This window comes from Leptolyngbya sp. FACHB-321 (assembly GCF_014695975.1).
Lineage (GTDB): Bacteria > Cyanobacteriota > Cyanobacteriia > Leptolyngbyales > Leptolyngbyaceae > Stenomitos.
In genome coordinates, this window is record NZ_JACJPI010000029.1 from 109,187 (window position 1) to 133,947 (window position 24,761).

Genomic DNA, 24,761 nt, shown 5'->3' on the forward strand with positions numbered 1-24,761 from the left:
CCTATGCAGACTCAAGAGCGGATTGTAGTGACGGGACTGGGGGCAGTAACCCCGATTGGTCTTTCGGTGGATACTTTCTGGAAAGCCATGATGCGCGGAGAGAGTGGTGCTGCCCCAATTACCCGGTTTGATGCTAGTTCCTTCAAAACTCGCTTTGCCTGCGAGGTGAAGGGCTTTGATCCTTTGAACTATATGGAGCGAAAGCAGGCTGGAAGACTCGATTTGTTTTGCCAGTATGCGTTAGCAGCGGCTCAACAAGCCGTTGAGGATGCTGGGCTTAATCTGGATGAGTTTTCCCAGGCAGAACGCGATCGCATGGGTGTGGTCTTTGGCTCAGGTATCGGTGGCTTGCAAGTGCTAGAAACGCAAGCTAGGGTGCTCTTGGAAAAGGGAGTCAATGCGCTATCACCGTTCATGATTCCGATGATGATCGGCAATATGGCCTCTGCCATGATAGCCATGCAATATGGACTCAAGGGTCCTAATCATGGCGTTACTTCTGCCTGTACAACTGGGAACGATGCGATTCGAGATGCGGTGCTGCTGCTACGGCAAGGCTACGCTGATATGATCGTTTGTGGTGGCAGTGAAGCCCCCATTACACCCTTAGGGATCGGTGGCTTTGCAGCCATGCGTGCCCTTTCTGCACGCAATGATGAGCCTCAAACGGCGAGTCGTCCCTTTGATGTCAATCGTGATGGATTCGTAGTCGGTGAGGGTGCAGGGGCAATTATCCTTGAGACACTTAGCCACGCTCAAGCGAGAGGTGCCAAGATTTACGCAGAAGTGTTAGGATTTGGAGCCTCTGCTGATGCGTATCATTATGCTGCACCTGACCCGTCAGGTGCGGGGATAGTCTTAGCCATGCAACGAGCACTTCAAGACGCAAACGTGGCTCCCCAACAGGTCGATTACATCAATTTGCATGCAACCTCAACACAATTGGGAGATGTCGCCGAATCAAAGGCAATCAAACAAGTCTTTGGCACTTATGCTGCTCAGATGCAGCTATCTGCAACTAAAAGTATGACTGGACACTTACTAGGAGCAGCGGGTGCAATTGAGGCGATCGCTAGTCTTCTTGCAATGCAATATGACGTGATTCCTCCAACTATTAATGTGGAGTCTCTTAGTTCAGATTGTGACCTCGATTATACGTTGTCAGCGCCCCAAGCCGGTGAGGTAAACGTAGTTTTATCCAATGCTTTTGGTTTTGGGGGACATAACACAACAGTTGTCTTTCAGAAATTTTTCTCTGACACCTAACACTTCGTTGGAGCGACAAGCAAACGGTTCTAGCTGTATAGCTAAGGTTACCTATCGCCGCTCAACTATGCCGTTATGTCGCAAGTTTTGGGTGGAGGCAATGCTTGAGTCTTAGCCGTCAGTGTTGGGGTTACATTACCTTCAAGCTGTTGCTGCGTTAGTATTCTAGAAGTTTTGGTGCGTGTGATCGACGCTAAGTGATTTCGGTAGTGGTGGGGAGAGCAGATGGAAGTTTTTCAGGCCCGTTTGGAGCATCTTGAACCGGTATCGCAGTTGTTTGACCAATACCGTGTTTTCTACAAGTCACCCTCAGAGCTTGAAACTGCTAGGAAATTTCTCCAAGAGCGTTTCCAAAAAGGCGATTCAATGATCTTTGTGGCAAGTCATAACGGGACTATAGTTGGCTTTACGCAGCTTTATCCCAGTTTTTCTTCTGTGTCCATGAAGCGTGTTTGGCTTCTGAACGATTTATTTGTAGAGCAAACCTATCGCAAGCAGGGGGTTACAAAGTTGTTATTGTGTGCGGCAGCAAAGTTTGCCAAACAAACGGAAGCTATCCGCATTTCTTTAGCAACACAAATTTCTAACGTTGCGGCTCAGTCGCTTTATGAAGCGCTGGGGTACTGCAAGGATGAGGCTTTTCATCATTACTCGTTAAAGTTATAACAGCGACCGCACAAGCCGCTTGCACACTGACTGTACTGAGAGCGTTGCTTGAGTCTAAGAGTTTACTAGCAGCGAGTGAAGCGGCACGTTGTGCCGCTTCAGTAATCATCAACTGGATCAAATTTGGATAGAGCTGAAGTAGAAAATGATGTCAGGAGAAACTAACCTCAGTTACTTGTTGGGCTCGATGCAGCCCATCCTTCGACAAGGGGAGTACGTCTTTTGCAGTCTTAGTCATCAAGAGCATGGCTATGCTCAGCTTGATCCTATTGGCTTCTTCAGGGAAGATGAAGGTTTGACGCTGATCCTCGAGCGTGAACAGGCTGATGCTGTTTCTCTCTCCTACACAGCAGTCTTTTGCATGATTACGCTTTCCATCCACTCAAGCTTAGAAGCAGTCGGCTTTCTAGCGGCTATTACTGGTAAGTTAGCGGAGCATGATATGAGCGTGAATCCGATTTCTGCTTATTATCACGACCATTTGTTTGTGCCTGCTGGTCGTGCTCAAGAAGCAATGGCGCTACTTCAAGAGTTTGCAAAGTGAAAGGATGGAGTGATGATTCAGCTGTCGGCAGTTGCAGCCGCACAACCACCCTAAGGCACACTGTCCGTCGGGGGTCTCTGTTGAGCCTTCGAGGCGATCGGCGGCGGGTGAACGAGGTCGTTAGCTAGTTTTTGTTGAAAGTGGTGGCAGTCGTTTGAGATCATTGGTTTACAACCTTTGTAACAGTTGACATGGAAGCATAGTTGAGCGCTAGCGCAGTTGTTGATTGGTCAGAGCCTAAGATCGTCGAACTCGCTCAACAAATTGCAGCAGGACAGGAAACAGCAACGGCGATCGCCAAAGCCTGCTTTGAGTAGGTGCACGATGAAATTCATCACAGCTTTGACTACCAGATGAACCCGGTGACTTGTCGCGCTTCTGAGGTTCTTAAATCTAAAACAGGGTATTGCTATGCTAAGAGCCATTTGCTAGCAGCACTACTACGGGCAAACCAGATTCCCACAGGCTTTTGTTATCAGCGACTGAGTCTTAATGATCAAGGAGCGCCGTACAGCTTACATGGTTTCAATGCGATTCATTTACCTGAAATCGGTTGGTATCGCGTTGATGCTAGAGGCAATAAGAAAGGCGTCAACGCTCAATTTTCTCCCCCTCAGGAACAGTTAGCGTTTCAGTTGCCTGAAGAGGCGGATTTTCATGCCATCCTTGCTGAGCCACTTCAGCTAATCGTAGAAGCGCTACAAGCACAGACGACATGGGATGCTATGCTGCGTAACTTTCCAGATCTCGCGTTAGAGGCTGCAAGGAATTACGGTCTTGTGACGGCTAACGAGTCTGCACCAGCCAGCTAACAACCCTAAGGCAAACCGACCGTTGAGAGATTATTGGTTGGGAGTTCGAGGTGATCTGCGGCAGTGATTGGGAACGTTGTGCTGCTATACAAAGGCGAGACTAAAGGCAAGTGCTAACGGGAGGCGTACTTGCCCAGCGATCAGCAGCATGATCAACTTGCGGTGCAGAGGGCAAAAAAGAACCCGGTCAAAGCGATCAGGTTAGAGGTGTAGTTGTTGGTTCTAAGGTGCCGATTGATAAGCGTGGTTAACAATAGCTTATGCTGCCGGTACCGGACTAACCACCAACTGGCACAATCCTTGAAAGCCTTATGCTACTGCCCTTTCTCTTTTCCACTCCCTTGCTCCGTTGCGGGCTCTGCAACTAACCCCAAAAGTTAAACAGTGGCTAGAAACATTACTAGGCGTAGCTTTTTCTTAGTCTAGAAAGCAGTCTCTTTTGTTTGGTAATCTATGCATGAGATGTGAAATTGAACCATTAATGCAGGTAGAAACCGATGGCAACCGAGCAAGAGCTTCAAGCTCTTTTTAATAGCTTAGATCGCGATGAAGACGGCAAAGTCTCCCTTAGTGAGCTGTTCTTAAGTCCTGGCTTAAGTGCAGTCCTCGAAGCCGAAACTGATACCCGTAGCCCACAGGCGTTACTAGCAAAGCACGATACAGACAAAGACGGCAAGCTTACCTTTGCAGAGTTAAGGCAAGCCGTTGCGGAAGCAAATAATTTAACCTGGCAGTAAAAAAATGTTGCCCCAAACCAAAGGCGATTGCAGAACTAAAACTGGCACCCACACAACCACTATAGGTGAACAGTAGCGGCTGTAGCCGATTTTCCACCCCTAGTGGTGATTGATCAAAAAGCTTCCCGAAAGACCTTGGATCGCAGTGGATGATCACGGCGTGTTTGTTCCATCCCTGTTGAATCTCGGTAAACCCATGCAAAAACGCTTTTGGTACTTACAGTGGGGCGTCTCTCTCTATCTTGTGCGCTCCTGCACGCTCGCCCACTTACCCTTTCTGAGCACGCCAGTGTTTGAATCTCAAGACGAAGCGTTAGTCTACCGCGATTGGCTCTCTTCGTGCGCCTTACAGCCTCAAAGTGTCAGAGTTGAAAGCTTTCATTGCTAGACCAAGTCAGGACTCACTACACAATTCTCAAGCCAGTAGAAAAAGACCGACAGTTGTCGTGAAGTCTCAATGAAGCGACGAGCAAATAGTACGCCTACAAACAGTCTCTCAATTCATAAGCTTTGCTGACTCAGCGATCGCTGCTAGTGCTTTGGACTACCCTCAAACTGGCACAAACGACGAAAACCCTAGGCAGTAGCAGTTTCAGCTTTTTGTATGGTTGTATGGTTGTATGGTTGCTGCCACCCGCAACGGTACAAGCTTCACAAGCTAAGGAGCAGAAGTGATCAATCACTCTGCTCCTCAACGTTTGCGTCGCTGCTACTGTGCCTCAACTTTGAGCAAAAGCGCAAGATCACAGTCTGAAAGTTAGGCTAAGAAGAGCTTTCAGGCGCTGTGGTACTTGATTGTCAGGCACGGTGTTATACCCCTCCAAGCCGCTCGACAACTTGCCTACACGCTCGCTGGGTCTAAGCTTAGACGTTAGTCTCGTAGCCATTAACCCCCTCCGACGCTTCCTGAAGCCGTCCGTGAGTGCACCCAGTGTGCCAAAAGCTGATTCAGCTCAGGCAGCTTCACAGGCTTACTAAGGTAAGCATCCATCCCAGCGGCGAGGCATTTTTCCCGGTCACCGACCATGGCATTGGCGGTAACCCCAATGATGATCGGCTGGCGTTGCTGCTGATAGCGCTGGCGCAATTGCTTGGTGGCGACATAGCCATCCATGATCGGCATCTGGCAATCCATTAACACAATGTCATAGAAGTGCTGAGCGCATTGCTCTAAAGCCTCTTGTCCATTGCTGACCAGATCAGCCTGATAGCCTAATCTCTGTAACATCTTGAGCATGAGCATTTGATTGAGCGCTGAATCTTCGACCACCAAAAGACGAACCGTTGGCGTAGCAGTGGCACTGACATGGGACGCCTTAGGAGTTGGGAGCGCTGCTGCTAAAGGCTGTGGCTCTAAAGCGGCTGTAAACCAGAAGGTCGAGCCTTGACCGAGCGTGCTCACTACCCCGATTTCGCCCTCCAACAAACCCACAATTTTGCGACAGATCGCCAGTCCTAGTCCCGTGCCCTCATACTGCCGGTTTGCAGAGGTTTCGACTTGCGTAAAGGGGGCAAAGATGTGTGCTTGATCGGCCTGGGCCAGGCCAATCCCAGTATCTTGTACACTAAAATGCAATGTCACTTGTGACGGTGCCTTCGCTGGCTCGACTCGCTTCACACTGAGTACGACTGCGCCGACGGTTGTGAACTTAATCGCATTGCGTATCAGGTTGATTAATACTTGTTGCAGCCGCTCAACGGGACCAATGAACCACTCAGGCAACTCTGGTGCCAGCACTACGCTCAGGCACAATCCTTTTGCTTCTGCTTGAGGCTGAAAGAGTTGCATCAAGTCTTGAATGACCGCTCGAAGTGCAAATTGGGTGGCACTTAATTTTAAGGCTCCAGCTTCTAATTGAGCTAGATCGAGAATGTCGTTAATAATGACTAAGAGATTGTTACCACCGTGGGTGATGGACTGAATGTAACTCTGCTGTTCCCGATCAAGGGGTGTCCCCTCTAACAATTGGGTAAAACCCAAGATGGCATTCATGGGAGTACGAATTTCGTGGCTCATATTGGTCAGAAATTCACTTTTTGCCTGGTTGGCTCGTTCTGCTTGGGCCACAGCTTCTTGCAGTGTTGTAAATGATTCGTCCAGTTGCACTGCCATGTGATTAAAGGAGTGGGCAAGCGTATTCAGTTCTTGAATGCTGCTGTCTTCTACAGTCTGCTCTAAACGACCAGACGCAATCGACTCACTGGCCTCATTGAGCCGCAGAATCGGACGCGCAATCCAACGAGACGTGAACAGACCCAGCACCACTGCGCCCCCCAAAGCTGCTATACAGAGCAAGATTGTGGTGTGTCTGTTGGCGTTAATCTGTGCCATAAAGGTATCATCCGGCACGCTGACCACCACCAACCAGTCCAAGCCGTATGGGTCGCGCCAGGGGGTAACCTGCACAAAATACCGTTTTCCCTGTAGATCAAGCTGCAGCACTTTCGCTTCGCGAACCGTCTGAAACCCCTTGAAGGTTGTCTGAAGCTGTTGAGCAATCCCCTGAACGGTTGGATCAGGGCTGTCGCTCGCCTGCAAGCGTTGAATCTCGTCTTTAACCGAAGTAAAGGGTTGCTTTGTACCAGAATTCGCAATCAACAGACCATTCCGCTCGACAATAAACACCTGCCCGGTGCGGCTGACCGATAAGCTGCGTAGATAATCACTCAACTTTAAGAGATGGATATCGGCACCAAACACGCCCAACAATCGCTTCTGAGCATTATAGATCGGACGACCCGCAGAAGCAGCAATGTAAGGCCCATTGGGGGAATTCCAGGTATAGACGCGTGACCAGGTAGACTTGCCGACTTTAAGCGGTTCGGTGTACCAGCTTTCGGTGAAATTATTGTAATCGTAACGGCTGACGACCCGGGTACGATTGCCCTGGTTGTCTGTAGCGTAAGTGTCAGCGTTCTGGGGCAGCTGAGCGCTCCAGTCGTCGATGGTCAGCGTTTTGCCATCATAACGGATTGCCCCTACGCCTTCGCCAGTCGTGAGTCCGTAGCCAAGGAAGGTCAGGTCATACGTCTGCATTTGCTTCCAGAAAGCTTTGCCGGCCGTTTGACGATCCCGCACATCCAGCAAGCCCAGCTCAATGGCATCAGCATTGGTTTGCACTAACTTCTGAGGGAGGGAGAGATAGGCATCCAAATGCTGGTCAACTAAAGCGCTGTCGCGGTTAATCAACTGGTCTGCCAGGTCGTTTACAGCTTTTTGTCCATTCTGAAAGGATAGATAGCCCACCAAACTGACTGCTCCAAAGATTTGCACAATAAAGGGAACAACCAGAACGAGTTGCAGCGGCAAGCCCTTCGTTCTGTTGGCTGGGGGGCGTTTGATCATTGAAAATGCAGTTGCGAGATCAGATTCCCCTCTAGAGTACCCAGACGGGCTGGTGCTGTCTCTGTTGGTTCTAAGGTGCCCCTTGATCAGCATGGCTAGCGATTAGCTTATGCTGCCGATGCTGAACCAGCAGCCAACTGGCACAAGTGCTCAAAGCCTTCCACCGCCGCTCTTTCCCTTTTCTGCCCCCTTGCCCCGTTGCTGCCACCCGCAGCTAACCAACCGTTTTCAGGGTGAGGCACAAAACCTCTATTGCTTGATGCAGTAGTCAGCCGACTCAAGCTTGCTACTGCTGCAGGATCAAGGGTCCTTTTGGACACGCAGCGTTGCCAGACCCTTTGGGTTAGAATCACGCGGCGAAAGGTATCACCAGCACTAATCAAAGTTTGATCGACCGTCAGCTCCACCACGAACGGTTCGGTGCTGCCACCATCAAAGGCAAGGGTGCCGTTGTAAGGAACTGTCTGACCGAGCCAACCGCAGCCAGCCAGTGGCAGCAGTCCTTAGGGGTGCCAGCGTGCACGTTGTTCTGCCATGAGCGTCTCGAGAAGCGGTGGGATCGCCGTTTTTGACCACTCCCCCACCTCTGGGTTTTTTGCCCACTGCTTCAATTCCCAAATGGCCGTTTGCAACCCTTGGTTTGACAACTGCTGGGCCTGGCTACGGTGCCTTAAAGGGTTTGGTTCGATGCTCAGCAAGCTGTTGACAGCTGACTGCCGCACCCACGCATTGGGGTCGTTCATGGCAGCCAGGATGGCTTGCGTCGCTTCTGGCTCGGCGGCCCGATGATAGCGCAAGGCATGCAACGCGACCGCACGCAGCCCGGCATCAGGCTCCTGCTGCACCACCCTCACGATTACAGCTACGCTTTCGGCGGCATTAACACTGGCGGGACCTAAACTCATGAGCGCATGGCTACGCGCCCAAGCACTGGCATCGCTGGCGGCCATGGTCAGCAAGTCTGGCAGCAGTGGTTTTAACTCGTGCCGTGTCGGTACTGACTCCCAGAACAGAGATTGGAGCGAATCAGCCGCGGTAGCACGGACGCAAGCGCTGCGGTCCTGCAAGCCCTGCTTGAACAAAGGGAGGACTTGCGGCCGGAAGGTCTTTTGCTGTAGCGCCACCGCGGCGAGCCCATTAAAACTAGCGGCACGCACGCCTGGATCTTGATCCTGCCGGGCTTGCGTGATGAGGGGGAGCAGCTGCGGACTGAGTGTGGCTTGCGCTGCCACGGCTGTAGCCAGTCCGCCCACGCTCGTGGCGCGGACCCGCGGATCGTCATCTTGCACCATGGTCAAAAGCGGACTCAAGAGGGCCTGGGGCTCGACTCGCGTGAGCAGCACATGCAGTGCTTGATAGCGTGTTGTACCGTCCCAACTCTGGAGCCCCCTTTCAAGCCGAGCGGTCGCAAGGCCTGGATCCGTCCTGAGCCGATGGAGTTCTTTCTCACCGACCCCATCTCTTACATCGGTGCAGTCGCCGCGATCACCTTGCCGTTGCAGCGGTACAAAGGCACAACTACTACTGCCAAGCAGGAGCGCGAGTAACGTCACACAACGCCCCAGGTTCAAGGCAGCAACGAAGGCGGGTCGCCCTTTCAGCGTCATCAGAATTCACCATCAGCTTGGTCAGGGGCGCTTTGCAGCCGCAGGCTGGCTGCAAAGCACGGGCTCGAACGGCACCAGTGGCAGTGAGCGGCTGTGTTAGTGCGGTGCGTGGCTACCCCTACAATGTACAAACTTTGAGCACCAGTGACAGGGTCAAGGCGGTGGCAGCGCTCGCTTCTTATGCAAGCTTCATCTGGCTTCATCGTCGCTTTACAGCACACGGCACGTTCTAGAGTGGTCGGCTGTGCACTCAGAGGGCGGCTAGCTACCGAAACACGACCGGCTCTGGGGTGCACGCCCCTCAGGCGGCACTGGCTGGTGCCGTTGTTGCCACCCGCAACTAGCCAACAGCAGAAGCGGTCTTTCAGCGTGTGTGTCGGAGCTAATTAAAACGAGGCAATCGGTGTTGCAGACTATCACTGAATGGTGATGAAGTTCAAAGGCAGTCCAAAGCTAAAAAGCCTCGTGTCACCAGTGCAACGCTGCTTCCGGTCAAACTCCCTTAGTGGCCGCGCCAGCGAAGGCGATTTGAAAAGCCTTGCTTAGGTGGCTTTGTCATGGCCATGCTGAGACACATGCCAACCTCGGGCAATCACTTTAATGCGGTGGGCTTCCGGTTTGAAGTCGTAGACATGGACGGGACGCGGGTCGATCAGGTTTTGGTCACGCCCATCGCTTCAGAGGCGGCAGCAGCCGTAAACCAGCTAGACTCAGACACTGGAAGCCGCAGCCGGTTCCTGATGATCGGTCTGGTCTTTTGTTTTTAGTGATCGCGCCTTGGTGGAGTAGAGTTATTGCGAGCGTGAGTCCCCTGAGGCACCAGCGTCATCACCGACATCAGCGTCAATTCCATCAGTTCGACATACGCTTCAAGATCAACCTGATTTGCCAGCAGCATCTCCCGATACTGCTGCTTAATCTGGCTTAACTTTTGCATTGCAGTGGCTGGATCGGTTTGGAGCATTGCCTGCCATTCGTCTAGCAGCAACAGGGTATCCATCACAAACTGCTTGCGCTGCTTTTCCAACAGGTTGCGGCATTGCTCGGCAAACGTTTGCGTTTTTTGTTGGAGTTGCTCATACATATCGCTGGTAATGGCACCATCAATAAACCGCAGGCGGTGCTCCTGGCGTAGTGCTTCAATGTCCCGCAAAGCTTGTTCAGGATCAGCCGCCAGCAGCGTTTGGAGTTCATTGATGCGGTTAGTCGTGGTGGTGACTAGCTTCAACGATCGCGCTTGGCGCCACCGTTGAAACAGAAACCCAACCAGGCTGCTGGTGCCCACAAGGAATACCCCCGCTTGGAGATCACCATTGTTTTCCCAGTAGCGAATGAGTGCTGCACGCGGATCGCCCTGCTCGAAGACAGTCTGTGCCGCGGGGTGAATGTAGAACAGGCCCTTTCGCAGCAAGGTTGCTTCCTCGCCATTTTGCAGGTCTGGATAAAACGGGGAATAAGTGCGGGCGGTGTCAACAATCGCCCAGGTGACTAGCCCTACTGTTTGCTGGCTCACATCGGGACGCGTGACCAACACCGTTGCCGTCGAGAGGGTTGTCACATCGCGCTCGGGGATCGGCGGACGGGCGGTATAGATACCAAGGGGCAAGGTTGCAGGCTGGTAAGAACCAGGCGCTTGCGCCATCAGATGATTGATCAACTCAGGCTGGAGCGGCAGAATGGTGACATTAGGAGTCGTCGCTAACTGCTGCCGCAGCCGTTGACTGGCTCCCACACTGCCCACATAAAGCAGCGCCTCGACCTGCCGCCGCTGCAATTTTTGGAAGGCTGCGTCAAACCCGGAGTCATCGGCTTGCAGCTTTAGCCCATTTGCCTGGATGAGTTGGTTGGCAGTGAAGCGAATACCGCTACCAGGGGCACCGATCGCCACCCGCTTGCCCTGCAGATCGGCAAACGTGCGGAAACCAGCGTCTTTGCGGGCGATGACGTGCACACTCTCGTTCGACAGGAGGGCGACTGCCTGAATCTTGCCCTGCTCCATTGGTTTCTGAGCCAGGTCTAGTTGCACTAAAGCAAAGTCTACCTGGCGATCAAGCAACCGCTGGAGGTTTTGTGCCGACCCCTTCGATTCAAGGTTCTGCACCGTTAGGTCAACGGTGGTGGTAGCAGCTTGACGCACCTGTTCGCCCAACCGAGCGTAAAATCCGCCAGCAATGCCACTGGAGAGCGTGACCTTGTTTGGCTGCGTGCTACAGCTACTCAGCAGGGAAACCCCACAGCCACCGATGAGACTGGTGGCAACCAAGACCAGTGTTTTGGGGTGACCGACCCACCCAGGCAGTTGCTTCCAGCGGCGAGTTGAGAAGCGTTTAACAAAAGGTGCAGCAGCGTGCTGAAGCATCAGATTCCCTGTCGGTATCGGTAATGAAGTTATTTTAAGACTAGCGCCCAAACAACCCAGACACGCTCTGCTGCCTCTGGTAGGGGTTCAGATGTGGAGTAGGACATCGCTGCCCTACCCTCTGCTACAAAACCGTGCTTGCCAGTTTCCTGGCACACGGCGCCTCAACCATCGGGTGCTTGTCATGCATACCATGAGCTGCTGGCACGCTGCCTTAACTCATGGCTCAGTGGCTTTGTTTTGGCAATTGCAACACCAACTCTGCTAGCAATCGCCTTAGTCAGGGCAACCCGCTTAAACTAAATAGCTGCGGTATCTATCTGAGTAGTCCTTGCCTCAGCAAAGGGTCAGTTTAGGTTACTTTCTGACGCGGCTCGGATTACCACCAGCTTTGAGATAGTCGTTGACAAAAGCTTCTTGGGTATAGAACAAGCTGCGGTTGGCGAACTTCCAGCCCTGGTTAAAAATCTGTTGCGCCAGCGGATGTTTCAGTTTGTCGGTGGCGGCAGCGAGGAGTGCATAGCTTGAATCCTCAACCAGCAGTTCGGGCTGTTTGACCAGCGCCTTGAGATAAGGCGTGGCTTGGTCGAGTCGTTTGAGCTGGAGATACAGACGAGCCAGAACAGGATCGCCACCCCTTGAAGGCGAGAAGACTGCCACACGATCAAGCAGTCGTAACGCCTTCGTGGGTTGTTGAGTGTCCGCATAGGCCTGCGCCAAACGAAGAAGCGGGTCTCGACCGACCTGACCCGGACGCATCAGTGGCACGAGCGCAGCTTCAATCGCACTGAGAAAGGGTGCAATGCTTGCTGTCTGGTGCAGTTGGGAAGCGGTGGTCAAAAGTGCGCCTATGTTCATCGCGCGGTCGAGTGCATTGGGCTGCTTCAAGCTCAATTGCATGGCACGAGTGAGGGTGGTTGTGGTGCGATCCGAGGCACCAAGTTGTTGATAGTAGCGTGGCAAGTTTGACAGCAGTACGATCTGCTGTTGTAAATCGCGAATGCGCTCGATCTGAGCCGTGACTTGATCTAACACCTTGATCAGTTGCGCCTTTTGATGCGGCTGCGGTTGAGTCGGAAGGTCTCTCAACAGTGATTCCAGTTTGACGGGCCAGTCTTCAGGATTGTAATCGCTTCGACGATCGACTCTTTTCACTAGCCAGCGATTGAGACTCTGGATGACTTCTGTTTTGTTCGCATCAGGAGCAGCAGCAAGGGCGGCAAGCTCAGCAATTTGGCTCGTCAGAGCATCGGACACAGGCGGAAGCGTGGACGGCTGAGACTGAAGAATCATGATCGTTTGGGCATTGACAATCGCCATTTGCTGCCCATCAGGACTAAAAACGACCTTTGAGACTGAGGAGTCAGGTTGCAGCCCTTGAGGAAAAGCTAAGCTTCCGTTACTTCGCAAATTTCCAATGTGAAAGCCCGTCACGTCTCCCCCGTAAACATAGGTTTCACTATCGGGGCTGAGTCCTAAAAACCGATCAGTTCGATCAGGGCTAAGAGCTGCTGTACCTTTGAGCTTGCCCGTTTTAGCCTGCCAGCGGTAGAGCTTGCTGAAGAGTCCATCATTGGTATAGGCGATGATATCTTGCTGATCCGCGGTGAATTGAACCGCTAAAATCCCCAAAGGAGACTTGCCTTCGCCAACTTTGAGGATGGCTTGAATTTTACGATCGTTCAAATGCCAGAGGTGCACTTGAGCTTGGTTGTCCACCAGCGTGGAAAATCCTAACATCGAACTATCGCGACTAAACGTTAAGTTGCCGATGGCTGCAACGCTTGAGCTGGTCACAGCTTGCAGCTTTCCCTGCACGGCACTCCATAAGCGCACACCAGGCTGAGACTGGAAGGTAAGACCGCTGACGCTGGTTGCTAGGCTTTGACTATTGGGACTAAATTCAACTTGACATGCAGTCGTTTGATTCCCCTGAATCATATGATCCCGAATCGGGCTGGTCCACCGAGCTTGCCCAGTTTTGGGGTTCCAGACGTTGAGTTCGATTTTGCGCTTTGTGGGTACGCTTGAAGCCTCACGGGCATACAACAGTGCTGCCGCAAATTGTCCATCGGCACTCAGCGCGACATCGCAGAAAGCAAAGCCAGCTTTGGCGGGAACTATTGCCTGTTTCTGCCCAGTGGTCAAGTTCCAGAGTGCAGCAGTCTGCCTTGTGGCATCAGTCGTGAGTAGATGTTCACCATCCTGGCTAAACTTAACTTGAGTCGCAGTCGTTGGCAAAGTAAGGCGCAAGGTTGGGCGCTCCCAAGCTTTGGCTGGAAGAGTGGGTGTCGGAGCTTGCTGAGCCTTGAGCACAGGGCGCAACTCCGCAGCCATCGTGGCAGAGGTAAGCGCACCACTCATCAACCCCGCTAGCAAGGCTTGGCTAACCATCAATTTCATGCACCACTCTCAAGGTTCAAAACGCGAATTTTGTTGTGATCAGAAAGCGAAAATTTCATGCAGGTGTCGCAGTGGAAGACTGTTCCTAGATTCCACGGAGACCTGAGTGATTTCGGTCACGGTGTGCCGCTTCTACGACTGGTAGAGAGGCTGGAACTCACCTCATTGAATCGGGTAAACCTCCAGCTCGGCTAAGGGACTCACAGAGTTTTCAGTTTCGATCATAGTTGTCACGACAGGCATGAGCGGCTGGGGTAGCAGGGTTGCTAGCTGTCGTCACTCGCCAATGTCGCTGTCGACTCATAGAAACCCGCACAGGCAGACAAAGTGCGCTTGCGTCTCGCCTGAGGCGAGCTTGATGAGTGGCCTCAATCGGCTCTCCGTTTTGTTTGGTAATCTATGCATAAGATGTGAAATTGAACCATTAATTCAGGTAGAAACCGATGGCAACCGAGCAAGAGCTTCAAGCTCTTTTTAAGACCTTAGATCGCGATGAAGATGGCAAAGTCTCCCTTAGTGAGCTGTTCTTAAGTCCTGGCTTAAGTGCAGTCCTCGAAGCCGAAACCGATACCCGTAGCCCACAGGCGTTACTAGCAAAGCACGATACAGACAAAGACGGCAAGCTTACCTTTGCAGAGTTAAGGCAAGCCGTTGCGGAAGCAAATAATTTAACTTGGCAGTAAAAAAACATTGCCTCAAACCAAAGGCGCTTGCAGAACTAAAACTGGCACCCACATAACCATTAGGGGTGAACAGTAGCGGCTACAGCCGATTTTCTACCCCCAGTGGTGATTGAGCAAAAAGCTTCCCGAAAGACCTTGGATCGCAGTGGATGATCACGGCGTGTTTGTTCCATCCCTGTTGCTCTCGGTAAACCCATGCAAAAACGCTTTTGGTACTTACAGTGGGGGGTCTCCCTCTACCTTGTGCGCTCCTGCACGCTCGCCCACTTACCCTTTCTGAGCACGCCAGTGTTTGAATCTCAAGACGAAGCGTTAGTCTACCGCGATTGGCTCTCTTCGTGCGCCTTACAGCCTCAAAGTGTCAGAGTCGAAAGCTTTCATTGCTAGACCAAGTCAGGACTCACTACACAATTCTCAAGTCAGTAGAAAAATACCTACGGTTGTCGTGAAGTCTCAATGAAGCGACGAACAAGTAGTATGCATACAAACAATCGCTCAATGCATAAGCCCTACTAACTAAGCGATCGCTGCCAGTGCTTTGGACCCCCCTCAAACTGGCACAAACGACACCCACTGACTCAGCCTCGCACCCGCCTGATGGCTTTGAAGCCGAAGCGCATCACGCCATCGCCCCAGCCAAGCACACCGTTGCTTAGCCCACTCCCACCGTTACCAGTAGCCAGCCTCGCGAACGCGGTAGAAGTCAGTGGTGTGGTTGTGGTCGGCAGCGTGGCTCACGTGATCGTTAAAGCACCCAATGAAGCCAGCAGTCGTCATCGTCCGGTAGGGCAACGTCTTGCCAATGGGCCAGTGTTGGTCAAGCGCCTTGAGCTCAAGACTGGCTTGGAGCCCATCATCATTCTTGAAGAAAACGGTCTTGAAGTGGCCAAAGCGATCGGTGCCGCCAGACAGACCACCAACCTGACCTAGTGGTAGCGGCTCTAGAGAGAGCCCCCTGCTTGGCCATGCCAGGGTGAACGGTCGTTAACCTAAGCTTGGGTGGAGCGGTTTGCCTCTTGTTTGCACACGCAAGCTCGGTGCCCGCGACCGGGCGCTGTTGTAAAGTACAGCAGGGTGACTCTCGGACTAGGCTGGCAGGCTGAGTGTGCCCCAAGGCCACTTGAGTCAACGCTGAGCACTGGTATGGCAAAAACGATGTTCAAGACTGTCTTTTGGCTGACTGCTCTCAGCCTGATGGCCCTCGGTGTGTTGAGCGACAGGGATGGCGGCAGCCCTACCCGGAGCAAGCAAACCAGGTTGGACCACATGTTGTGTCGGCTGCACCCCAGTCGCTGCTAAGCACTACAGCTAGTGACAGTAACGACTGCAGAACGAGCGCTAGGGGCGGCGGCCGTTGCTGTCATGCGAGCCACGACGTGAGCACTCCGGCGAAGCTTGCAAAACGACAGCGCACGTAAAACTAGCGTGATTCAGTTTTTGCTTGCTAACGGTCTTGACGATACGTTAGCGATTAATGCCTTCACCAATTTGGCGCGCTTGTGCCAGTAAGGGCTCGGCTTGTTCCCGTTGCCCGCGGGCGGCATACCCGCTGGCGATCGTCGCTAAGGCCACTGCCTTTTCTGCCTCTCCATGGATTTGTGCCGCAATCTGACGGGCTTGTGCCAGTAAGGGCTGGGCTTGTTCCCGTTGCCCGATTTCGGCATACCCCTTGGCGATCGCCGCCAAAGCAAGGTCTTTCCTCGCATCTCTAAGAATCAGCGGTTTGTCTGGAGTACCGGCGACTTCAAGCGCTTGAGTCAGTAGCTGGACAGCCCGATCTCCCCGCTCCGCTCGTACCACTGCCTCAACCACTTGAGGCAAGGCTCCGTAGACGGTAAGTTGTTTAGATTGGCGCAGCAGCTGAAACGCCCGGTCATACTGTTTTGCCCTGGCATACTCAACGGCGAGTTTAGCCTTAGCTACTGCTATGTTCCCTTCCCCTTTAATCGCTTGGATGGCTTGCAGTGCCAGGTTGTATTGCTTGGCTTCCGCAAACCGACCAGCAAGCTGGGTAAAGACAAAGACTTCATTACTAGTGCTGCCACTAATCAGCCCGCCCGGGGTTCTACCCGCTTCCTCAGCGAGATCCTTAGAGGGTTGAATGGTTTTGGCGAACTGAAGGGCTTGATGATACTCGCCAATTTCAGCATAGCCAACCGCAATTTCCATCATGACCCTGTGTAGATAGTGACCTCCCATCGGATTAGACGCTTCTTGTTGCTTCACCTTCTCTTTGATTTGAGCAAGAAGCTGCAAGGCTTGGTCCTTTTGTCCCATTGCTGCATAGGCAACAGCCGCTTTGATAAAGTCATTGCTATAGAGGGAGGTATGTTCGTCGGTATCGATCCGAGTGGCTTGGGACAAAAACTGCAAGGCTTGGTTTTGCTGTCCGACTGCTGCATAGGCAAGGGCGATCGCAGCAAGATCAGTCCTCTGTTGAAGGGCTTGATCCAATACCTTCAACGCCTTCTCCCTTTGTCCTGCCTTCGTGTATTCACCTGCAAGTCTGGTGAGTGCCATCGGTTGGCTAATTTCATATTCTTCTCCCACCTCAACTACATATGAAGTTATAGAAGAAGATGATGAAATTAGTTGAGCCACCTGAGTGGCTTTATCAAGTTGTTTTGCGGCTACTAACTCTCTGATAATTCGATCTAAAGCAAGTGCCACGTCTCCATCAGCTGAACCTTGGTACTTCTGCGTTGCCAGTGCTTGAGCAGCTTGAAGTGCGTCATTGTAGCGACCCATTTTTACGTAACTGGCACCAACCTCACCCCACATTTCAGTCTGATAGTGAATAGATGAGTTGACTTTGGCGGTTTGCATGGCTGGAGACAGTAACTTCGCAGCCATATCCTGCTGCCCCAGCTTTTCATAGCCCACAGCAACCTGAGCTAGCACCTTTGCTTGAGTAATGCGTTTGCCTGTATTTTGTGCATAGATCGCCTGCGGATCAATGTTGGCGCTTTGTAAGGGCTTGAGGGAAAAGGTACAGGCGGCGTTGGCGAGGGAGACCACTGCAGTGAGCGCCAAAACCTTGTAATGCAGCATCTTTCACCCTCTGTTTTGGCTGTTCTGTGGCAGCAGCGCTGATGGACCGTCACTGCTGCGGCTGGCGCATCTATGATAACCGCTCCGACAAGGAGACGATAAAGCTGGGTAGGAACGAAAAAGCAGACCTTTTAGCGTTGGTCACCTTTTTGTCATCCTACCTGTAGCCCATGCGCCAACAGCATCCAATGTGACTCACCCCCACTTACGGTTCAGAGGGCAAAAAAGTACCCGATCGCTCTAACCGGATTGGTTCTGTCTCTATTGGTTCTAAGGTACTCATTGAATCAGCATGGCGAACGCTCAACTAGTGCTGCCGGTGCTGGACTAGACGCCAATTGGCACAAGCGCTCAAAGCCTTACACAGCGGCAATTTTAGTTTGTTAGTCGCTTGCACGTCTGCTTACTTAGCAACTTATACTTCCGCAAAGCTTTCCAGGCACGTTTACCGGCACTGTACCAACGCGACACTTGCCATCTGCTAGTGGCACATAAAGTACTCCACCAGCCAATTTTGCAGATTGATGATTTGTTGCCATCATGTCAGAGCAGGTAGATGAACGTCGCAAGGAACAATTTAACCCCTTGTAAGCAGGTTAAAAGAGCAAGCCCCATTAGCCTACTTAGACACTAGGTTGGGCTCGCTATCTAGGATTCCCTGGACATCCGATCAAATCTCAGTCGTTAATTGATCTAATTCGGTCAATAGTTTAGTAATTCGCTCGCGTTTCTTGCGATCGCCCCAGGTTTCACTCTTCCGCAACCGCTTGCCAATCTCACCCAATCGCTCAACCAGCACTTTCTCATGTGTCGGCTCTACTGCTGGCGCGAGTTCTTTAATCGCTGCTTTAATCTCATTCAGCGATAGGTTTTTAGTAATTGCCTGCTTGAGCAACTTAGACCGCTGCCCCTCATCTTTTACACGGGCGATCGCCTGTGCCTTGGTATATTCCAGCTTCCCCTGGCGGAGAACATTCAGCACATTTTCCGGCAAATTTAGCAGCGGCAAGCGGCTAGAACGAAAGCTGTCAATGCTAAACCGACCCACTCCTGCCATCACATTTTGAACAGTTTCCAATTGGGACAAAACGTTTTGTCCCAATGCCTGACCGCGATGTTTTGCCCGATGCGCCTGATAAAACAACGAAGTCACTTCCTCTCTCGTTGTCTCTAGACTAATCGCCAGTAAATCTAACACCGCATCTGTTTCTTCCACCGGATTCAGGTCTTCCCGCTGCAAATTCTCGATCAACGCAACCTGAATCGCTTGTCGATCGTCCAACCCACGCACAACGATCGGAACTGCTTCTAGCCCCACTTCACGAGCTGCCCGCAACCGACGCTCTCCTGCAACCAGTTCATACTCCCCATCCTTTAGAGGGCGAACGAGAAGTGGCTCTAGAATGCCATGCTCCTTAACCGATGCAATCAGTTGAGCCAGCTTGTCAGCATCGAAAAAGCGACGAGGCTGCTTTGTAGGCAGATGGATTTTATCAAGTGAAGCAGATTGAGACGACTGCTCAACTTGTTCAGCCTCAGCGGGCGCCTCGCGGTTGAGAAGCGCTGCAACATTGCGAAGCTGCGGTTTGAGTGCAGTTTTACGTGGTGGCACTATAGAGACTCCAAGCTTTGAGTAACAGCAGTCAGGACTGCGAGGGCAGGATGTTTGGGGTCATATAGCCCCAAAGGTAGGTGTTGCATAGAGGCATCAGCAAAGGCAACAGCCCGTGGAATGGGCAGAAAAACAGGTGCAACACCGCTAAATTGCTCCGTCACAGCCTGTAGGATCTCTTTTCCTTGTGCCGTACGATCATGCAGATTAGGAATGACCCCAGCAACCTTTAGGTCTGATGCAACCCCTTCCTGTTGAAGCTCATTGATTGTCCCTAACAGCAGATCCAGACCCACAAAGCTTTTATATTGCGTCTGCATCGGAATCAGGATATGGGTCGATGCCACCAGTGAGAGAATACTTAACACCCCCAGTGTTGGTGGGCAGTCGATCAACACAAAATCAAAGTTCTGCTCAACTGGGGCGAGCGCCTTCTTAAGACGGGTTTCTTTCGCGATCGCGGTCGCTAACCTGACATCGGCTGCACTCAACGTTAGGTTGCTAGGCACTAAGTCCATCTGATGAATGCTATGCAGAATAGGTAGAGGTGCCCGGTCTAAAATGCTTTGAGCGATCGTGTTCTCCAGTTCATGCGGCTGTAAGCCCATAAAGACGGTTAGGGAGGACTGCGGATCCATATCTACGAGTAGAACTCGATGCCCTCGCTGAGCCAAAGAGTACCCCAAGTTCATGGCAAGAGTTGTCTTGCCAGTGCCCCCAGCTTGGTTAAAGAGCGAGATGACGTTGGTCACATGCTGAGTTAATCACGTACAGAGCTAGTGTACAGCGAGTTTGTCTGGACGAATGATGGTAATTTCCAAGACGCACTTGGTCCATCAAAAGCTTTGTTTCCGTTGAACTCAGTCTTTAATGAATGAACCGCCCCACCGGTAAGTTTTCAGAGACAGCTTCCAAAACGAGAGAAACAGCTTGATTAGCATCATCCTTGCAACACTAACCCTGCTTATTCTCTAACTCAGAAATTGCTGCCTCTAACTCCACCTCTAGTTGCTCTACGGTTGGTAAGCATTCTTGTAAGGTAGATGGCAGTCCATCCCGCAGCTTATAAGTAGAGACACCGATCGGGTTATGCACGGTGTCCAGAGCAAATTCAACGACTGTCTTCTTCTTTGATCGACAAAGAATAATGCCAAGCGTAGGATTTTCCACCTCAGTCCGCAGAAGGTGGTTGACCGCTGAGATATAGAAGTTCATTTTGCCGGAATACTCTGGTTTGAACTCGGTTACCTTCAAGTCAATCACGATATAACAGTGCAACTTCAGGTGATAGAAGAGCAGATCAATGAAGTATTCATCGCCTTCCACTTCCAGGCGATACTGGCTGCCAACAAACGCAAAACCAATACCTAGCTCTAAGAGAAATTCTCGGATGCGTACCACCAAAGCCTTCTCTAGCTCCCGTTCTTTAGCCTCCTCAGTAATAGAGAGGAAAGCAAAGTTGTAGGGGTCCTTAATGATTTGATGAGCCAAGTCAGAGTCTAGCCCTGGGAGGGTACGCTCAAAATTGGTGATGGCTCCACCCTGACGTGTATAAAGGTTAGACTCAATCTGCATCACCAGCATATCCCGGCTCCAGCCATTCTCAAACGATTTCTGAGCATACCAAAGCCGCTGTTCAGGCGTCTTCAACTTGTCCAGGAGCACCTGATTATGCCGCCAGGGGATTTGTGCAGCGTAGCGCTGCACAAATTGCTCATCAGGATACGCTTCGGCAAACGCCCGCATATATTTGAGGTTGCGCGGTGAAAAGCCGCTCATGTCGGGAAATTCCCGCTTTAAGTCTTGCGCCAGTCGCTCAATGACCTTCGAGCCCCAACCTTCCTGCTGCTGCCGGCTTAAAATCTCGCGCCCCATCTGCCAGTAAAGTACGATCAACTCGTTATTGACGGCCAGCGCTGCTCTGATTTGCGCTTGCCGAATCCGTTCTTTCAGCGATCGCAAAAAGTTCGTGTAGTCATCATCAGTCGGAAACAGAGAGCCAGATTTTGGCACGCGTAGAACCGCTCTAAACAATGGACAGATGTTAGTGGCGTATTTAGACAACAACAAGCAGTAGTCGCTGCCTCAAGCTATCAGAATCACTCTCTTCGCAATAGTACATCAACAGTACACAACAAAGATGTGCCAGTTAGAAGTGTCAATTAAACGATGATTGTTTTACAGCAGCAAGTCTTCGGTTCAGATGATCGCTCCCTTGCCTCAAACCTAACTATGATTCAGTATAGTGAGGTGCTGACAAGTCAGAGCAAAAAGGCAGTACGTCTTGTTCTCTTAAGTCTCTACGTCGTTACAGAGGGGGAGAAGTATGTTGGCCGAAAAAACTTGGGAGCAGTGGATCACCCACTATGAGCAGAGCCACCAACACCCGGTGAATCGTCTCTGCCACATGATCGGCATACCGCTGATTGCAGCCTCAATGCCCTTGCTGGGGTTCGAGTTGCTTGTTTCTGGCCGGTGGTGGTTAGCCGTGCTGCTGTTTACGGTGGGTTGGGGGTTTCAGTTCGTAGGGCATGGGTTTGAGGGTAAGCCGCCAGAATTCTTGAGCGACTGGCGCTTCCTGTTCGTAGGGTTAAGGTGGTGGTGGCAGAAAGTGCATGGACCCGCTGAGTCTAAAGGTGATCGGCAGACGTCAGCCGAGTAACTATGACACCTACTGCCAAAAAGTGCATTGTATGATCAAGCTCAGGAGACCCTTATGGCAGACATGAGACCAGCCAGTGACGTGGGCGACTGGCATGACCTGCAGCGCTTCGTGCAAGCACAGACCAACGCCTACGAACGTGCACTCTCCGAGGTCAGGCAGGGACAGAAACGTTCTCACTGGATGTGGTACATCTTTCCGCAGTGCGATGGTCTCGGGTCCAGCCAGACCGCCAAACGCTATGCGATCAAGAGCGCCGCGGAAGCGAAGGCCTACCTGAGCCACCCTCTGCTTGGTCCACGGTTGATCGAGTGCTGTGAGGCGGTTCTTCGTGTCGAGGGACGCTCCGCTGACGCGATTTTTGGTACCCTTGACGCGATGAAGTTAAAGTCTTGCGCGACCTTGTTTGCCTCCGTATCTCCTGTAGGATCGGTCTTTGATCAGCTCCTCGACAAATTCTTTCAGGGCGAGCGTGACAAGCGGACGCTCCATTTCCTCAAGGCTGCAGGCGAAGATACATAAGACTTCAAGGTGAGGCTCTGAAGTGAACTCTCGGGGACAACCAGGCACAAGACTTATACGGCAGCTGCAGCGATCAGGCGGGCGTTACTGTTGGCAGCGCATGAGGTGTGCCAGTTATACCTGTAAAACAAACGGTCGTTTAATTGACAGTTTTCACCTCTTTCCTGAAACAACCCAAAAGCCCACTTTCAGGTTGACCAGAGTGTAAATTAACTTGTCAATGAATCTATGTATCAGAATCACCCAGTTTTAATGAGTTCTGAGACAATAACAGTACCTTAGAACTTCCTTTATGCTCATTGGGTACGAACGGGTCTCGACCGACGACCAAAACCTGGCGTTGCAACACGATGCGCTGCAAGCCGCAGGGTGCGAAAAAATCTTCTCTGATAAGATGAGCGGTGCGAAAGTCGATCGCCCTGGGTTAAAAGAAGCCCTTGAGTTTGCCAGGCAGGGAGACACGCTCGTGGTCTGGCGACTTGATCGCTTAGGGCGCTCGCTCAAAGACCTGATGGCTCTGGTCGAGGGGTTGGAGCAGCGCGCTATTGGGTTTCGCTCGTTGCAGGAAAGCATTGATACCACCAGCAGTGGAGGCAAGTTAATCTTCCACCTGTTTGGAGCATTGGCAGAGTTTGAGCGCAACTTGATACGGGAGCGCACTCAAGCTGGCTTGCAAGCAGCGAGAGCCAGGGGACGGAAAGGTGGACGGCAGCCCAAGCTCACATCGCAGCAAATTGACGTTGGACGAGCGTTGGCAACCGATCCAAAGCGTTCTGTGACTGCGATTTGTGCCCATTTGGGTATTAGTCGCCCAACGTACTACCGCTACATTGCTCCGACGGTTGTGTCGCAGAAATGCTAGGGTGAGAAGACTTAATTTTCTCTGACCTCAACCTAGATAACAGCGCCATCCCTGTTTCAGTGGAGACATGGCTTGCCAGAGCTGCTCGTGCTGCCTGTGCGGTGGTACGGTCGCTAGCCCTTGAGCGACCGGGAGCCAAAACTGCTAAATCAGAGAGTGTAATGATGACTTCTACTAGTGGTGTCCTTCTAGAGTTTGACTCCCAACTGAACCAGCTCAGCAAGGGCAAAAAACTCCACGATGGGTTATCAGTCGTGGTGCAAATTGGTCCGACGCTTTGGGTGGCAAACGATGAAACAGTCAGTGTAGAGCGCCTTTCTCGTCAAGAAGGCACAGATGGTACTGACAAGTATGGTGAGCACAAACAATTCGCGCTGCATGACTATCTTCAACTTCCCGTCCCGCCTTCTGACTCCAAAGATGGGAAAAAGATTGAAGAGGCAGATATAGAAGGACTTGACTACAACAATGGCTATCTTTGGTTGGTCGGCTCTCATAGCCTAAAACGCAGCAAACCAGATCCAGAAGACTCGAGCGCTAAAAGCATCAAGCGCTTAGCAAAGGTGAGCCGCGACGGTAACCGCTTCCTGCTAGCGCGTATCCCTGTAGCCGAAGAAACCTACACCTTAGAGAAGGTGGTGGAGCAGAACGGCAAGCAGCTGACTGCTGCCCAGTTACACGGCACTCAAACCGGCAACGCTTTAACCACTGCCTTGGCAGAAGACGAACACTTGCAGTCCTTCTTAGCGATTCCCGGTAAGGATAATGGCTTTGACATTGAAGGACTGGCTGTGTTAGGAAGCCGCATCTTCCTTGGACTGCGCGGTCCTGTACTACGTGGTTGGGCGGTCATTCTTGAACTAGAGGTTGAGGAAGAGAGTCCCTCAAGCTTAAAGCTGCGGCCGATTGGGACCGGTGGTCGACCCTATCGGAAGCATTTCCTTGACTTAAACGGACTCGGTATCCGTGCCTTGTGCGTCCAAGAGGCGGACCTACTGATTCTAGCCGGTCCAACCATGAACCTTGATGGCCCTGTGATGCTCTTCAGGTGGTCAGGGGGTACCCAACCAAGCGGGGAAAGTCTGGTTGATGGTGATGCGTTGGACACCATCATGAACATTCCCTTTGGACAAGGGCAGGAGCAACGGCAAGACCATGCCGAAGGTATGACCCTCTTCGGCCCGAATGGCAGCGATACTCGCTCTATCCTTGTGGTCTACGACTCCGCGTCGGCAAGTCGTCAAGTCGGGACTAGCGGCGTTAAGGCCGATGTCTTTGCGTTGATTTGATCTGTTGATCAGAATAGGCTGCCAAGCTAGACAAGCCAGTCTTCTAGCCGCCCTCCCAACCATTAACTTTTTTACAATAGTTAATGAGTAGGAGCAGGATAGCAGCAGTCAGCTTTTATTGACCCACCGAAAAGATTCTGCCTCAAGCGGCTCGCGATGCTTATAGTTGGGAAGACTAGAAGGAATTCGCCTGCCTCGGCTCTATCAGGATCTGAGTAGGCAGAGTTTTTGAGCCTGGTAAGGAGGAATGGTGCTACGGACTGTCCCTTGCTGCTAGCGCCGCAACCAAACCGAGACAAGCCTTAAAGGAGCAGCAAGTCATGCACTGGTATGTGAAAGC

Annotated in this window: 19 protein-coding genes and 2 pseudogenes; 12 read left to right on the forward strand and 9 right to left on the reverse strand. The window is 51.9% G+C overall.

Annotated features, from left to right (window positions below):
- Nucleotides 1-3 precede the first annotated feature (3 nt).
- From fabF to H6F76_RS03600, 5 genes and pseudogenes are all read left to right on the forward strand, one after another.
- Complete coding sequence (fabF, locus tag H6F76_RS03580; RefSeq protein WP_190505992.1) at nucleotides 4-1,266, forward strand: beta-ketoacyl-ACP synthase II; 1,263 nt, start codon at nucleotides 4-6, stop codon at nucleotides 1,264-1,266.
- Between the two features lie 225 nt (nucleotides 1,267-1,491).
- Entirely contained in the window at nucleotides 1,492-1,932 is a 441-nt protein-coding gene (locus H6F76_RS03585; RefSeq protein ID WP_190505994.1) for a GNAT family N-acetyltransferase, read from the forward strand.
- A gap of 148 nt (nucleotides 1,933-2,080) precedes the next feature.
- A complete protein-coding gene (locus tag H6F76_RS03590; protein WP_190506037.1) occupies nucleotides 2,081-2,476 on the forward strand; it encodes an ACT domain-containing protein in 396 nt (131 codons plus the stop codon).
- 203 nt (nucleotides 2,477-2,679) lie between these two features.
- A pseudogene (locus tag H6F76_RS03595) lies at nucleotides 2,680-3,288 on the forward strand (transglutaminase family protein).
- Between the two features lie 497 nt (nucleotides 3,289-3,785).
- Nucleotides 3,786-4,025 (forward strand): EF-hand domain-containing protein, encoded by a 240-nt coding sequence (locus tag H6F76_RS03600; RefSeq protein ID WP_190505996.1) that lies wholly within the window; start codon nucleotides 3,786-3,788, stop codon nucleotides 4,023-4,025.
- 886 nt (nucleotides 4,026-4,911) lie between these two features.
- On the opposite strand, the gene H6F76_RS03605 is transcribed toward H6F76_RS03600, so the two are convergent.
- The 3 genes from H6F76_RS03605 to H6F76_RS30875 form a co-directional block, all read right to left on the reverse strand.
- Nucleotides 4,912-7,371: a hybrid sensor histidine kinase/response regulator gene (locus H6F76_RS03605; RefSeq protein ID WP_190505998.1), complete on the reverse strand. Its 2,460-nt coding sequence runs from the start codon at nucleotides 7,369-7,371 to the stop codon at nucleotides 4,912-4,914.
- Nucleotides 7,372-7,478: 107 nt separating this feature from the next.
- Nucleotides 7,479-7,613 carry a hypothetical protein gene (locus H6F76_RS30870; protein WP_277881181.1) on the reverse strand — a complete coding sequence of 45 codons (135 nt, stop codon included), beginning with the start codon at nucleotides 7,611-7,613 and terminating at the stop codon, nucleotides 7,479-7,481.
- Nucleotides 7,614-7,874: 261 nt separating this feature from the next.
- The gene (locus H6F76_RS30875) at nucleotides 7,875-8,663 is read right to left on the reverse strand and encodes a HEAT repeat domain-containing protein (protein WP_206754326.1); all 789 of its coding nucleotides are present in this window, start codon (nucleotides 8,661-8,663) and stop codon (nucleotides 7,875-7,877) included.
- A gap of 869 nt (nucleotides 8,664-9,532) precedes the next feature.
- On the opposite strand from H6F76_RS30875, the pseudogene H6F76_RS03615 reads away from it, so the two are divergent.
- Nucleotides 9,533-9,745 (forward strand): annotated as a pseudogene (locus tag H6F76_RS03615) (transporter associated domain-containing protein); the annotation flags it as partial.
- Here H6F76_RS03615 and H6F76_RS03620 read toward each other — a convergent pair.
- Nucleotides 9,742-11,337: a TAXI family TRAP transporter solute-binding subunit gene (locus H6F76_RS03620; protein ID WP_190506004.1), complete on the reverse strand. Its 1,596-nt coding sequence runs from the start codon at nucleotides 11,335-11,337 to the stop codon at nucleotides 9,742-9,744. The pseudogene H6F76_RS03615 and the gene H6F76_RS03620 overlap by 4 nt on opposite strands.
- A 357-nt stretch (nucleotides 11,338-11,694) precedes the next feature.
- Complete coding sequence (locus H6F76_RS03625; RefSeq protein ID WP_190506006.1) at nucleotides 11,695-13,740, reverse strand: hypothetical protein; 2,046 nt, start codon at nucleotides 13,738-13,740, stop codon at nucleotides 11,695-11,697.
- Nucleotides 13,741-14,183: 443 nt separating this feature from the next.
- Here H6F76_RS03625 and H6F76_RS03630 point away from each other — a divergent pair, with 443 nt between their 5' ends.
- Nucleotides 14,184-14,423 (forward strand): EF-hand domain-containing protein, encoded by a 240-nt coding sequence (locus tag H6F76_RS03630; RefSeq protein ID WP_190506008.1) that lies wholly within the window; start codon nucleotides 14,184-14,186, stop codon nucleotides 14,421-14,423.
- A gap of 597 nt (nucleotides 14,424-15,020) precedes the next feature.
- Nucleotides 15,021-15,353: a hypothetical protein gene (locus H6F76_RS03635; protein ID WP_190506010.1), complete on the forward strand. Its 333-nt coding sequence runs from the start codon at nucleotides 15,021-15,023 to the stop codon at nucleotides 15,351-15,353.
- A gap of 534 nt (nucleotides 15,354-15,887) precedes the next feature.
- On the opposite strand, the gene H6F76_RS03640 is transcribed toward H6F76_RS03635, so the two are convergent.
- From H6F76_RS03640 to H6F76_RS03655, 4 genes are all read right to left on the reverse strand, one after another.
- A complete protein-coding gene (locus tag H6F76_RS03640) occupies nucleotides 15,888-17,474 on the reverse strand; it encodes a hypothetical protein (RefSeq protein ID WP_190506011.1) in 1,587 nt (528 codons plus the stop codon).
- 670 nt (nucleotides 17,475-18,144) lie between these two features.
- On the reverse strand, nucleotides 18,145-19,086 hold the full coding sequence (locus H6F76_RS30880; RefSeq protein WP_190506013.1) for a ParB/RepB/Spo0J family partition protein: 942 nt from the start codon (nucleotides 19,084-19,086) through the stop codon (nucleotides 18,145-18,147).
- Complete coding sequence (locus H6F76_RS03650; protein WP_190506015.1) at nucleotides 19,086-19,838, reverse strand: AAA family ATPase; 753 nt, start codon at nucleotides 19,836-19,838, stop codon at nucleotides 19,086-19,088. The genes H6F76_RS30880 and H6F76_RS03650 overlap by 1 nt, the downstream gene beginning before the upstream one ends.
- A gap of 202 nt (nucleotides 19,839-20,040) precedes the next feature.
- A complete protein-coding gene (locus H6F76_RS03655) occupies nucleotides 20,041-21,099 on the reverse strand; it encodes a PDDEXK nuclease domain-containing protein (RefSeq protein WP_190506018.1) in 1,059 nt (352 codons plus the stop codon).
- A gap of 313 nt (nucleotides 21,100-21,412) precedes the next feature.
- Between H6F76_RS03655 and H6F76_RS03660 the strand changes: the two genes are divergently transcribed.
- The 4 genes from H6F76_RS03660 to H6F76_RS03675 all read left to right on the forward strand — a co-directional run bounded on the left by H6F76_RS03660 (nucleotide 21,413) and on the right by H6F76_RS03675 (nucleotide 24,421).
- Nucleotides 21,413-21,748, forward strand: a complete 336-nt coding sequence (locus H6F76_RS03660; RefSeq protein ID WP_190506021.1) for a DUF962 domain-containing protein — start codon at nucleotides 21,413-21,415, stop codon at nucleotides 21,746-21,748.
- A 54-nt stretch (nucleotides 21,749-21,802) separates the two neighbouring features.
- Nucleotides 21,803-22,270, forward strand: coding sequence for a DUF1810 domain-containing protein (locus H6F76_RS03665; RefSeq protein ID WP_242036505.1), 468 nt, complete (start codon nucleotides 21,803-21,805; stop codon nucleotides 22,268-22,270).
- A 292-nt stretch (nucleotides 22,271-22,562) separates the two neighbouring features.
- A complete protein-coding gene (locus H6F76_RS03670) occupies nucleotides 22,563-23,132 on the forward strand; it encodes a recombinase family protein (protein ID WP_190506023.1) in 570 nt (189 codons plus the stop codon).
- Between the two features lie 161 nt (nucleotides 23,133-23,293).
- The gene (locus tag H6F76_RS03675; protein WP_190506025.1) at nucleotides 23,294-24,421 is read left to right on the forward strand and encodes a DUF3616 domain-containing protein; all 1,128 of its coding nucleotides are present in this window, start codon (nucleotides 23,294-23,296) and stop codon (nucleotides 24,419-24,421) included.
- Nucleotides 24,422-24,761 lie beyond the last annotated feature (340 nt).

Coding starts and splice junctions, on each gene's coding strand:
- H6F76_RS03665 (WP_242036505.1), top strand. CDS start 21,803: ATGGCAGACATGAGACCAGCCAGTGACGTGGGCGACTGGCATGACCTG.
- H6F76_RS03620 (WP_190506004.1), bottom strand. CDS start 11,337: ATGCTTCAGCACGCTGCTGCACCTTTTGTTAAACGCTTCTCAACTCGC.
- H6F76_RS03640 (WP_190506011.1), bottom strand. CDS start 17,474: ATGCTGCATTACAAGGTTTTGGCGCTCACTGCAGTGGTCTCCCTCGCC.
- H6F76_RS03590 (WP_190506037.1), top strand. CDS start 2,081: ATGTCAGGAGAAACTAACCTCAGTTACTTGTTGGGCTCGATGCAGCCC.
- H6F76_RS03600 (WP_190505996.1), top strand. CDS start 3,786: ATGGCAACCGAGCAAGAGCTTCAAGCTCTTTTTAATAGCTTAGATCGC.
- H6F76_RS03630 (WP_190506008.1), top strand. CDS start 14,184: ATGGCAACCGAGCAAGAGCTTCAAGCTCTTTTTAAGACCTTAGATCGC.
- H6F76_RS30875 (WP_206754326.1), bottom strand. CDS start 8,663: ATGGTGCAAGATGACGATCCGCGGGTCCGCGCCACGAGCGTGGGCGGA.
- H6F76_RS03675 (WP_190506025.1), top strand. CDS start 23,294: ATGATGACTTCTACTAGTGGTGTCCTTCTAGAGTTTGACTCCCAACTG.
- H6F76_RS03660 (WP_190506021.1), top strand. CDS start 21,413: ATGTTGGCCGAAAAAACTTGGGAGCAGTGGATCACCCACTATGAGCAG.
- fabF (WP_190505992.1), top strand. CDS start 4: ATGCAGACTCAAGAGCGGATTGTAGTGACGGGACTGGGGGCAGTAACC.
- H6F76_RS03585 (WP_190505994.1), top strand. CDS start 1,492: ATGGAAGTTTTTCAGGCCCGTTTGGAGCATCTTGAACCGGTATCGCAG.
- H6F76_RS03625 (WP_190506006.1), bottom strand. CDS start 13,740: ATGAAATTGATGGTTAGCCAAGCCTTGCTAGCGGGGTTGATGAGTGGT.
- H6F76_RS03670 (WP_190506023.1), top strand. CDS start 22,563: ATGCTCATTGGGTACGAACGGGTCTCGACCGACGACCAAAACCTGGCG.
- H6F76_RS03605 (WP_190505998.1), bottom strand. CDS start 7,371: ATGATCAAACGCCCCCCAGCCAACAGAACGAAGGGCTTGCCGCTGCAA.
- H6F76_RS03635 (WP_190506010.1), top strand. CDS start 15,021: ATGGCTTTGAAGCCGAAGCGCATCACGCCATCGCCCCAGCCAAGCACA.